This window comes from Bacteroidota bacterium (genome assembly GCA_039111535.1).
Lineage (GTDB): Bacteria > Bacteroidota > Rhodothermia > Rhodothermales > JAHQVL01 > JBCCIM01.
In genome coordinates, this window is record JBCCIM010000222.1 from 1 (window position 1) to 9,960 (window position 9,960).

10 protein-coding genes are annotated in these 9,960 nt (G+C 49.0%); 5 read left to right on the forward strand and 5 right to left on the reverse strand.

Annotated elements, in window-relative coordinates; translation table 11 throughout:
- Positions 1 to 223: 223 nt before the first annotated feature.
- The 4 genes from AAF564_23370 to pyrF form a co-directional block, all read right to left on the reverse strand.
- A complete protein-coding gene (locus AAF564_23370; GenBank protein ID MEM8488507.1) occupies positions 224 to 544 on the reverse strand; it encodes a putative quinol monooxygenase in 321 nt (106 codons plus the stop codon).
- The gene (locus tag AAF564_23375) at positions 545 to 2,038 is read right to left on the reverse strand and encodes a DUF2851 family protein (GenBank protein ID MEM8488508.1); all 1,494 of its coding nucleotides are present in this window, start codon (positions 2,036 to 2,038) and stop codon (positions 545 to 547) included.
- 203 nt (positions 2,039 to 2,241) lie between these two features.
- On the reverse strand, positions 2,242 to 2,685 hold the full coding sequence (locus AAF564_23380; GenBank protein MEM8488509.1) for a hypothetical protein: 444 nt from the start codon (positions 2,683 to 2,685) through the stop codon (positions 2,242 to 2,244).
- Positions 2,686 to 2,784: 99 nt separating this feature from the next.
- A complete protein-coding gene (pyrF, locus tag AAF564_23385) occupies positions 2,785 to 3,672 on the reverse strand; it encodes an orotidine-5'-phosphate decarboxylase (protein MEM8488510.1) in 888 nt (295 codons plus the stop codon).
- A gap of 232 nt (positions 3,673 to 3,904) precedes the next feature.
- Between pyrF and AAF564_23390 the strand changes: the two genes are divergently transcribed.
- From AAF564_23390 to AAF564_23410, 5 genes are all read left to right on the forward strand, one after another.
- Positions 3,905 to 5,974, forward strand: a complete 2,070-nt coding sequence (locus tag AAF564_23390; GenBank protein MEM8488511.1) for an acyl-CoA dehydrogenase family protein — start codon at positions 3,905 to 3,907, stop codon at positions 5,972 to 5,974.
- A gap of 427 nt (positions 5,975 to 6,401) precedes the next feature.
- Positions 6,402 to 6,839, forward strand: coding sequence for a hypothetical protein (locus AAF564_23395; GenBank protein ID MEM8488512.1), 438 nt, complete (start codon positions 6,402 to 6,404; stop codon positions 6,837 to 6,839).
- Between the two features lie 33 nt (positions 6,840 to 6,872).
- Positions 6,873 to 7,169 carry an ASCH domain-containing protein gene (locus AAF564_23400; protein MEM8488513.1) on the forward strand — a complete coding sequence of 99 codons (297 nt, stop codon included), beginning with the start codon at positions 6,873 to 6,875 and terminating at the stop codon, positions 7,167 to 7,169.
- 196 nt (positions 7,170 to 7,365) lie between these two features.
- Positions 7,366 to 7,659 (forward strand): hypothetical protein, encoded by a 294-nt coding sequence (locus AAF564_23405; protein ID MEM8488514.1) that lies wholly within the window; start codon positions 7,366 to 7,368, stop codon positions 7,657 to 7,659.
- A 157-nt stretch (positions 7,660 to 7,816) separates the two neighbouring features.
- On the forward strand, positions 7,817 to 8,026 hold the full coding sequence (locus AAF564_23410) for a zf-TFIIB domain-containing protein (protein ID MEM8488515.1): 210 nt from the start codon (positions 7,817 to 7,819) through the stop codon (positions 8,024 to 8,026).
- Positions 8,027 to 8,417: 391 nt separating this feature from the next.
- Here AAF564_23410 and AAF564_23415 read toward each other — a convergent pair.
- Positions 8,418 to 9,960 (reverse strand): hypothetical protein (locus tag AAF564_23415; GenBank protein MEM8488516.1); only part of this gene is annotated, 1,543 nt, incomplete at its 5' end.

Sequence of the window (9,960 nt, forward strand, 5' to 3'; positions counted from 1 at the left end):
ATCGGTCCGTATCGGGCATGCCACTGGCATTCAATAGGTCCGATATCTCAGCAACTGTACGTGACAGCGGTGGGAACTGGAGGTCAAAATCGAAGAAAAGTCGCGGTTGCTGGTCGATTTCCATGAAGGCCTTCAGAATTGATAGATGCATACAAAGCGCTTAATCGTCGTTATCGACCTGAAGGGGGATTGATTAAGTCCAGCTATTTCTAAGGGATGGGTATTAGGGGAGAACCTGAATCTGCCGGCTGCTAAAGGCAACCGGTGGAGCGGCAAACATGTCTTTGGTAGCCGGCCACACTTCTTTAAAGAACGCACTATCGCGGTAGGCGTCAAGCGCTGACTCATTGTCCCAGTGGGAATATGTAGTAACAATGTTAGGGAATCGGGTGTCTTGCAGCAGTTCAAGATGCAAGCAGCCGGCAGTGGCGCGAATCTGGGATTTGATGTTGTTAAACATATACATGAAGTCATCCAGCCGCTCCGGAGCGAGGGTCAGCCGAACGATGCGAATTACGTGTTCATGTACTGGTTGAGCTTCCATCTAAAAATTGTGTTTTAAATCTTTGTAAATAAAGTGTTTACCTGCTTTGCAAGTTGTGCAGCGTCCACGGATGCAGAGTGTTTCATGGAGTTCATGCATTCCTTGACTTATACCAGCATGACGCGACGTAAGTGCCAGTCCATCAAAATGCCGGGTAACTTCATCGCGTTCAAACTTCAAGTATTGCATGAAGCCTGTAATTTGCGTTTCCAGTGCTGGTTTTCCGACGTGGTCGGCGTGGACGAGCATTACGGGGCAAATGGCGTTAAGCAACAGTTTGCCAATTCTAGTGCTTCCAATTTTGGTTGTTGGCTGTGCTTTGGTTCCCGTAACTGAAGGCTGCAGTAATTTTTGAAGCAGTCTACGCCACGAGGATACAGGGTTGTTGCACATGAGACGGTCCAGCACGCCAATGGCATCTTTATGAAACAGGGCGTTGGTGTTGAAGAGCGAGGCAGCTTGCCGGAGCCGGCGGGTTGGGAAATTGGACGGCCGCAGCCTGAAAAACCGCCATGCGCCTGCCGGCATTGGTACGATCTCAAGCTGTTTGGCCAATTGGATGTAGCGTTTTTTGAGCTTTTCGTCGAACTCGGGATACGCGGAGTAGTTGCTGAAAAGTAATCCTGAAACGGCGAGAAACACCCCGGCACGGTCAGCCGCATTCGAAATGCTTCGGGCTGTAAATACGGGCACGCGCTTCGCTATGTCCAACATAGGCTCAATATTTTTTCCATATCCGAGGCCCGCGAGAATAAGCCTGTAGAGTAGTATTTCAAGGTTCGGGGTTTTGAGAAAGGAGGCAGCCACGCGTGCCTTTTTTCGGTACAATCGCTTTTGCCCGAGGGCCTGTAACCACGGGGCAAGTTGGAGGTCTTTGCAATCCGCTTGCAAGTTTTGACACGCAATACCCGCCGTTGGGGTTGTGCGGTGTGCATAGAGTAGTTTCCTCAATGTGGTGCGCAAATACGTGCTCAGGATGAGTTCTGACAGCAGGCTTTTATCTGCCCGCCGTAAGGTGCCTGTATGGGCATCCTGGAAAAGCGATACATGAAGTATGGTACTGTTGTAACGCGGATTGACGTGGTGTTGATGGGTAAACCAGTCTTTTGACGTGCGATGAATTTCGATGTCCCCGTGCCAAACAATGCCATTGATGTCAAGCGTGGCGCCCAGGAAATCGGGGCCGGCATCCCTGTTTAGTTTGCCCGGGTTTATGATGTTAAGTGTATCGCCGGCATGGGTGACCAGTTGGTCGTTAGTAAACGCTTGCTGTGCCCAAATGGATTGCACCAGGGATTCAGGAAGCTCTAATCGAGGCACCTCTGGTTCATAGACCGAGAGCTCAAGGATGGAAGTCGTAGTGCCGTAGAACAAGAGCTTGCAGTTGGATGTATCGATGGTGTTTGTTGTAATCCCTGAGCCGGCGTCGCGAGGCTGATTTTCTATTTGCAGGCCTTTGCAGGATTTAGATCTGCCATCCGAAAGAGAAGACATGGTGCTGTGTTGGCGTCAGGTCAAATAACTAAATAGACCATTCAGCGGAGACCGTCATACCTTTAACTTGCAAACAAAATCAATCTTTTTTGTGATCTTTTATCCGTGAATTTGGGGTAGCCTGACTGAAAAGTAGCGGCCATGGGTTATAACAGATCCGAAAAATGCGCCCACATATGCATTCTTTTCACTATTTGTTGGTGCTAACTTTTTGCCGGCTCATCAATAGAGAAGGCAAAGCGGGCCAGGAAAATGGTTGCAATAAGGGCAATAATCGCGGGTATCACAGACGCTGGGCCCTTGTATAATGCAGTGCCTACAACCGAGTCCGAGGCTTGAAAATCTAAATACGTATAGTAAAGATGTGCCACCAGGAGGGCGCGCGAAATCCACAACTTGAGGGCCATATTTTCTGCAAATTGGCCGATGACGCACATCACCATGCCAAGCACCAACATATGCGTATAGACCCACCATATCGCATTTTCGTAATAAGGTGAATCCAATAGAGCAGCAGGGACACCAAAAGGCTCCATGCTGGCTGAAACACCCCGCAAAAGGATGTTCGCACTAAGCAAGATGTAGAGCCCGCCAATCAGGAGGTACGTGGTTCTAAAGGTGGGGAGTAGGCGTTTGAAGAAAGACATAGCAACAGGTGGGGTAGGGTGAGCCGGACCACTTTTGCCAAAATACACATCATCACGCAGTCTGCTCAAAAAAATTTGGCTGCCCAGTGCCTGTCTCCGTTACATAAAAGAAGCCAGTGTCGTTTGCAGGCGCTTTGCAGCCGTGGCTGCTGCCTCAGCAAATGTCTCGTCTGTGCTGGCATAGATAATGCCGCGGCTGCTGTTGATGAGCACCGCGCCCGGTGCGTCGTATGCGGCTTGCATAACCGCCTGGGCATCGCCACCCTGGGCGCCTACACCCGGGATGAGGAATGGCATACCGGGGACAATGGCGCGAATGGAGGCAAGGGCGGTTGGGCTTGTTGCGCCTACAACCAGGCCGGCTGCCTGTTTTAGTTCAGCCGGCAATGCCGCAATCTGGTTCGTAAGCAGATGGTAAAGCGGCGCCCCATCAACATCGCGTTCCTGTAGATCAGCGGCTCCAGGATTCGAGGTGCGCGCAAGGATGAAGGTCATCTTGTCACCATACTCCAGAAACGGCACGTACGAGTCCTGCCCCATGTATGGCGCTACCGTGCAAGAATCAAAGCCGAGCGTTTCGTACACGGAGCGCGCATAGAATCGCGTGGAATTGCCGATGTCGCCGCGCTTGGCATCCGCTATAGATACCACGTCGTCTGGCAAGAGGGAGGCGGTTTCTTCGAGCACCGACCAGCCTGCGCTGCCCATGGCTTCATAGAAGGCAAAATTGATTTTGAATGCGCTGGCATAAGGCGCCGTAGTTGCAATGATTGCCCGGTTGAATGCAAGCACGCGCGCCGGCAGCGGCTGATCTGGCAAAAGGGAGGCTGGTATTCGTGCCGGGTCGGGGTCTAGCCCTACACAAAGTACACTATTTTTCTGCTGTTGAATGGCGGCGAGCTTCTCCTGAAAGCGCATAGTGGGGAATTTTTTACCTGGTGAGTATGTCAGCTTTGCAGCAAACAAAAGGGCCAATACAACGCTCATAGTTCACTTAACGATGTTACGTTCCGGGGGCACCATTTTTGTGCTTGTGGAAGGGGTGCTTTTGGTGGAACAGAAGTCCGCTATGATTGGTAACTCGAAGGTGTTTGGAAGCGTTTTTTTGGGTCGGTAGCATTGAAGAACAGCGTATGCTACCCCACCAAGCTGGATTACATTCTCCTTTACAAGGGACCCTTTGGCCGTCCCGTTTTTTATATAAAATTGAATTGCAACTATGTCCCAAAATAGCTTAAGCAACCTGAAAAAGGTTTCGGCTGAGGATCGAAAGATGATCCGCGACATCGAGAAGATGTTAGGGCCTGAGCCTTCTGAGATCGGGTTTGTCAAAAATCTTTTCGCCGGCAGATTCAGATCTGACCTTGTCTTTCCCTACCCGAGAGAAAGCAAAAGTGAGCGGGAAAAATGTGATGCCCTCGTCGAGGCGCTCGAGGAGTACATGAAAAATGAGCACCCTTCCGTGCTTATTGATCAGGAAGAATATATTCCTGAATGGGCGCTGAAGAAACTGTTTGATCTCGGGGTTATGGGCATGACCGTCCCTGAAGAGTACGGCGGACTCGGCCTTGGGGTAACCAGTTACAACCGCGTACTCGAAGTGATTGGCAAATACTGCGGCTCAACATCCGTTGTTGTGTCAGCGCACCAGTCCATCGGGTGCAAAGCCATTATGCTATTTGGGAATGAAGCACAGAAAAAAGAATTCCTGCCCAAAGTAGCGCGTGAATACCTGTCTGCGTTCTGTCTATCTGAACCACAGGTTGGCTCAGATGCAGCCGGCCAGGAAACCCGCTGTGAATTGAGCGAAGACGGCAGCCATTATGTCTTGAATGGCGAGAAGAAGTGGAGCACGTCTGGTGCAATGGCCGGCATGTTTACCGTCATGGCCAAGCAACAGATCAAAGACCCGAAAAGTGGCAAGCTGCGTGAAGCAGTTACCGCGTTGATTTGTACGCCGGATATGGCCGGCATCGATATTTTCCAGAAAAACCGGAGCAAAACGGGAATCCGTGGTACATGGCAGGCCCGCATCCGGTTTAATGATGTAAAAGTGCCCAAAGAGCGTTTGCTGCACCTCGAAGGCAAAGGCCTGAATGTGGCGCTCACCTGTCTGAACTACGGCCGCTGTACGCTGTCTGCCGGTATTTTTGGCGGCGCCAAGCGTGCCAAAGACCAGGCTATCAAGTGGGTGCAAACACGCTACCAGTTTGGCCGTGCCCTTGCTGAGTTTGAACTGGTCCAGCAGCGTATTGCGCGGATGTCAGCGTACGTCTACGGCATGGAATCCATGTTATATATGATGACGGGCATGCTGGATCGGCATGACAAAGACATCATGGTCGAGACAGCCATCACCAAAGTCTTCTGCTCCGAAATGGGCTGGCGGGTGATCGACGACGCCATGCAGATCATGGGAGGAGAAGGTTATGTGACAGAAAACGAACTCGATCGCATCTGGCGCGACAACCGTATCCACCGCATTGTGGAAGGTTCGAACGAAGTGATGCAGTCCTTTATCTTTGCCTACGGCGGCAAGTCGCTTGCAGAGTCTATGGTAGGCATCCAGCAGGCATTGACCTGGGATGGAGACGAGACTGCGTCAGAAAACTTTGCGCGTATCCTCGGCAACAGCCTGCGACCAGAAATCATCTCGCGGGCAATTCCGCTTGGTGCACAGCTTTTCCTTGGCATTATGCCGGTTAAGCCAGAAGTAAGCGGATTCCATCCATTGCTTGACAAATTCACGGGCCGGCTGTCGACGATGATTCAGCGTCATGGTCACTCGTTCAAACTTGCGAGTAAATGGCACCGCGAAGAGATTGTCAAACGCCAGGTGGTACAGGCCCGCGTAGCCGACAACGCCATCTACCTCTTTGCGCTGGCCGCTTCGTTGTCACGCATGGATATGCAGATTCGCAACGGCGACTATGGCCTGACCTACGAACGCGATAGAACTGCGCTGGCACATCTGTTTGACTTGCTTGAGCTCGAGTTCTACAAGAACATCGGCGAACTCAAGAAAAACGCAGACGCCAGCATGCGCAATGCATCAGATGCAGCGCGTCGGCACAGCGATTCGCTGGACAACAAGGACTTCTACATCCATGAAAGCTCTCCTGTCGCCAAAGGTAAGGGCAAGCCGGTGGGAACGGAACACATCCGTCAGTTTCCCGGCGATGTGAATGTGGCTTCGGGTGGCGACGGCGCTGCTGTTACGCCTGAAGATACCCAGTTGAAAGCCAGCAAGGCTAAAACATCGTCCAGAAGAAAGAAGACGACCAGCTAAGCAGAATCTTTTATGCTTTTAAAGCCCGGTTGGCCTTGTGCCGGCTGGGCTTTTTTGTTTTAGGGATGCGCTGGCTATCGGTTTATCTGTAATTTTATCCTGCGTAAAAAACCATCAAGGGGTGGGGTTTATTAGATCTGATATTATGTGCATCATGGTTAAAGCAAGTCTGCACACACGCCATTTTTATTGCTTTTTCCCAGCTTTATTCAGGCTAATGCTCAATCTTTTTCTCATTCCTTTAGTCGCAGGGAAGAAACTGATCATTCGACAATTTGTGACCGGATTAGCCTATCTTTTTTAGAAATAAATTTCGCACATGCGACCCAATTGACCCTTATATTTTAACACCTAACATGTTACTCTTTTCGAACTTCTCTTAGCACGAATACTTCTCTGACATTGTGATAACACTTTGAGACTTTTTATGAAAATGCGGATTCTATTCTTCCTCGCTATCCTCTGCCTAACCACTTCATCTTTTGGACAAGACGACCCCAAGATCCAACAATCTGACCTCCTTCCCGATGTTTTGGGTGCATATCATCTTACTAAGGTGGATTACAAAATTACAATTCAGTCAGAGGAAGGGGTGGTGACAACCCTTGATTTTCCGAAGGATATGATCCTATACATTGAAGCAAGTATGGGACAAGTTATTTGGGAGGGCGAGCCCAGAGTTTTCAGCGGAGATATTACGCTTCGAGCGCTTCGAAATGATGAACTGAAGCTGAGAGATAACTTTTCTGAAAAAATGGAAGCTTCTCCATTTCAGCTCAATCTGTCAAATGTCGTTCTGACGATAGAGCGGGAGTGCCCTGGTAATTTTGCTGTTCCATACGCCAATTGTACTTTGGCTGGATAGCCTGGAGGCGTACTAAGAAATAAGATTTTCTGCATGCAATTTACCAAACGACTCCATGAGCCGATCCGTGCGGGTGTTGTCACGTGTAGCATCCGGATATGGAAGCGGCTGCGCGTAAAGGCAGGGGAGGCATACCGTCTTGGGCAGGGCCCTGGATATATCGTGGTGGATTCAATTGACGAGATTGAGTTCCAGAATGTCTCGCATGCGTTGGCCATCGAGTCCGGATTTGAAAGTGTGGATGACTTAATGGCAACAGCGCGGCATGGAAGCGGACAAGATATTTATCTGATCCGCTTTCATTATGTTGATGGCGATATTAATCAATAGTGAGATCGTAGTGGTTTGCCAGGTGCTGAAACGGGTTAGGTGAACGGTCACCTATGAATTCTCATTCCGGTAACTTCTTCGCTTTGCGCCCGGACTAAACAAAATGTTTTGGCCGGGTTTTCTATGCTACAGGAATTGGTTATTTTAATAGCGCGGCATAAGCTTACAACACGTTTATAACCACAATGATGACATCATGAAAACACATTTCAGCGTAAAACTGAACAGGGTTGTTTTATTTTTTAGCATGCTGCTACTGGCCACGGTTATTCTCTTTAGTGGAGTTATTGATCCTTCGAAAGTTGAAGCCAAAAACGATGCTCGTTTGGAAAATGCAACGCCAGGAAATAAGTGGGAATACAAAAGTATTTTACTGGCCCCTGGGGCAGACGAAGTCTTGAATATGCAGGTGAGTGACTTTAACTGGGAGTATCTTGGTACTACCAGCGACTATGCCCTTTTCAGAAGAGCAGTTTATTCTGATCAGTAAATTTGGTGTGTTTTCGCAAATAGTTTTCCGACCGAGGGGCGAAATTCGATATCGCAGATTAGAGTTGAAGAGGAGCGTGCAATGAAATTAACAACTGGGTAAGGGGTTTACGCAGTCTCAAGCTCTTCGATTTGAATTTTGACCCTCTTGCCAATTTTTGCAAGTAATTTTGATAGCCAGAGGAGAGCAACGTATCTGCCCGGCAGGTGGGGCAACGCTTGTTAAAGAGGCCGGCAATGAGCTCGTTATAGACAGTTGTCCGCAGTGTAAGGGTATATGGCTGGATGCCGGCGAGCTAGAGGCAATCAAGGAAGTTGCCAGTGAAGAAGGGATGTCTACGGGTATGATTATGGGTATTCTCACTTAGAAGGCCGTCGCAACGTCAGGGGATAAGCCCACGGCTCTTCCTAAACCGTGACTATGCTACCCCTCATGATGGCTCAAACGTAAACACATCTTCAAGCAGTACATCAAATACCGCTGCAATCTGGAATGCTACTCCAAGTTATCCCTTTCATCCTGACCCGTGTCAGGAACCATTATACTTGCCGCTATTTGGCCACCTACATTGATCAGTACAGCTGAATCGTTGACGCTTTTAAAGCCCAGTCTGCATTGTGCGAGTTGGGCTTTCGCGTTATAGGGGATAGGCTGGCTATCTGGTACATCTGCTCAAATCCTGACGTCGTTCTCTGGCGGCTCACATGGTAGGTTAGCCTATATCGTTGAGGTCGGTTCTGGAATCACACACATTCCTTTTATTCGATCTCCGTAGTAAAGAGAATATTGCCTGCAGGATCGAACTTGGTCACAATGATGTTTGATTCGGTGTTTGAACCAGTAAGTCCAATGAGCACTGCATTATCATCTGTGAGGGGGATAAGGGAATTATATATATAACCCAAATTTGGTATTGGTGTCGAGCCTATTTTTCGAGACCATATCATTTCACCGGCATAGTTCAGTTTTACAAAGACGTTGCTTTCATCAGCGAGGCCACTCAAAAAGATGCTATCATCGGAGCCTCGAATGACGGAATAGGTGTGATAAAGATCTGGCGCTTCACGGCTCCATTGCGTGGCTCCGGCTTCGTCAATTTTCATTAAATGACTGGTCTCGTCTCGGTTTTTGCCGGCAATAACAAAGGATTCGTCAGAGGTTTGGATCACCGATAAAGGAGCATTCGGAAGACTGGTGCTCCATAGTTCGTTTCCTTCCGTATCGACTTTAATTAGCCCTCCACGTGACGGGATTGTGCTGTGACCATATTTATCACCTACAACTACGTAGCCGTCTATGGTTTCTATAATCGACTCTCCGATATATTTCGTACTGAGTGTCGTTTGCCACTGTTCATGCCCTTCGGCATCTATTTTCAAAAGCCAGGTATTTACTTCAGCGTGCCCTGCTGGTGCGGAGTATGCCTGCTGGCCCGATACAATAAAACCCCCGTCTTGGGTAGTCAGGATGTCATGAATTGTGGCAAAGCGTTCTGATTCATAATGTTTTATCCACAACCGATTTCCTGCCGCATCGGTCTTCAACACATAGGCCACGTTTCTATTATTTTCCGTATACCCATAGCCAGCTACGAGCACTTCTCCATTGTCGGCTCCTGCGAAGTGTATCCTGTCGTATGGCCTGATGCCTGTATCGATAGACCGCCTCCATAAAGGGGTGCCTCGATCATCCGTTTTTATCAACAGGTTTTCCGTGATTGTAACCCTGGCCAACGCCTCTGACAGGTAACGCACTTCCGACCCAGGCACCTTTGACACAGTCGGGTTTATCGTAATAAATGAATCTTGTTTTGCTCCTATCACGAGCTCGCCATTGGTTAACGCTGCACCTGAAACTGCCGTTAATACCTTATGAGTGTCCAGAATGCGGTCTGCATTGGGAGGTTGTGCATCACCAGGTACATCATCGCCTTCGAATTGCGTAACGAGTAAAGCGCCAGTTTCAAAATCAGCGGAGAACATAAACGTGTATGAGCCCTCTTCTTTTGGTAAAGACGTCTCGCCATGACGACCGCTTACAAACGAGGAAAAGAACCTTTTGCCATCGATATCGAAAGAGGCAGTTACACTTTCGTACTGTTCAATCAAGTAATAATCGCTGTACCGGTATTTCGCAAGGTTGTCGATAGGCACACCAACGATGTTCAGATTTTCGAAATCATAGTCGCTGTTATTCAATACGCGTATCTGAAGACCAGCAACCGGCTCAGGTTCTGCCAGGGTATTGCAGGACACAACGGTTGTCAGAAGAAGTACGAGATGCAGACATCTTGGGGCTTTC

Excerpts from the sequence above, each read along its gene's own strand:
- pyrF (MEM8488510.1), bottom strand. The coding sequence starts at position 3,672 with ATGAGCGTTGTATTGGCCCTTTTGTTTGCTGCAAAGCTGACATACTCA.
- AAF564_23375 (MEM8488508.1), bottom strand. The coding sequence starts at position 2,038 with ATGTCTTCTCTTTCGGATGGCAGATCTAAATCCTGCAAAGGCCTGCAA.
- AAF564_23390 (MEM8488511.1), top strand. The coding sequence starts at position 3,905 with ATGTCCCAAAATAGCTTAAGCAACCTGAAAAAGGTTTCGGCTGAGGAT.
- AAF564_23370 (MEM8488507.1), bottom strand. The coding sequence starts at position 544 with ATGGAAGCTCAACCAGTACATGAACACGTAATTCGCATCGTTCGGCTG.
- AAF564_23405 (MEM8488514.1), top strand. The coding sequence starts at position 7,366 with ATGAAAACACATTTCAGCGTAAAACTGAACAGGGTTGTTTTATTTTTT.
- AAF564_23380 (MEM8488509.1), bottom strand. The coding sequence starts at position 2,685 with ATGTCTTTCTTCAAACGCCTACTCCCCACCTTTAGAACCACGTACCTC.
- AAF564_23395 (MEM8488512.1), top strand. The coding sequence starts at position 6,402 with ATGAAAATGCGGATTCTATTCTTCCTCGCTATCCTCTGCCTAACCACT.
- AAF564_23400 (MEM8488513.1), top strand. The coding sequence starts at position 6,873 with ATGCAATTTACCAAACGACTCCATGAGCCGATCCGTGCGGGTGTTGTC.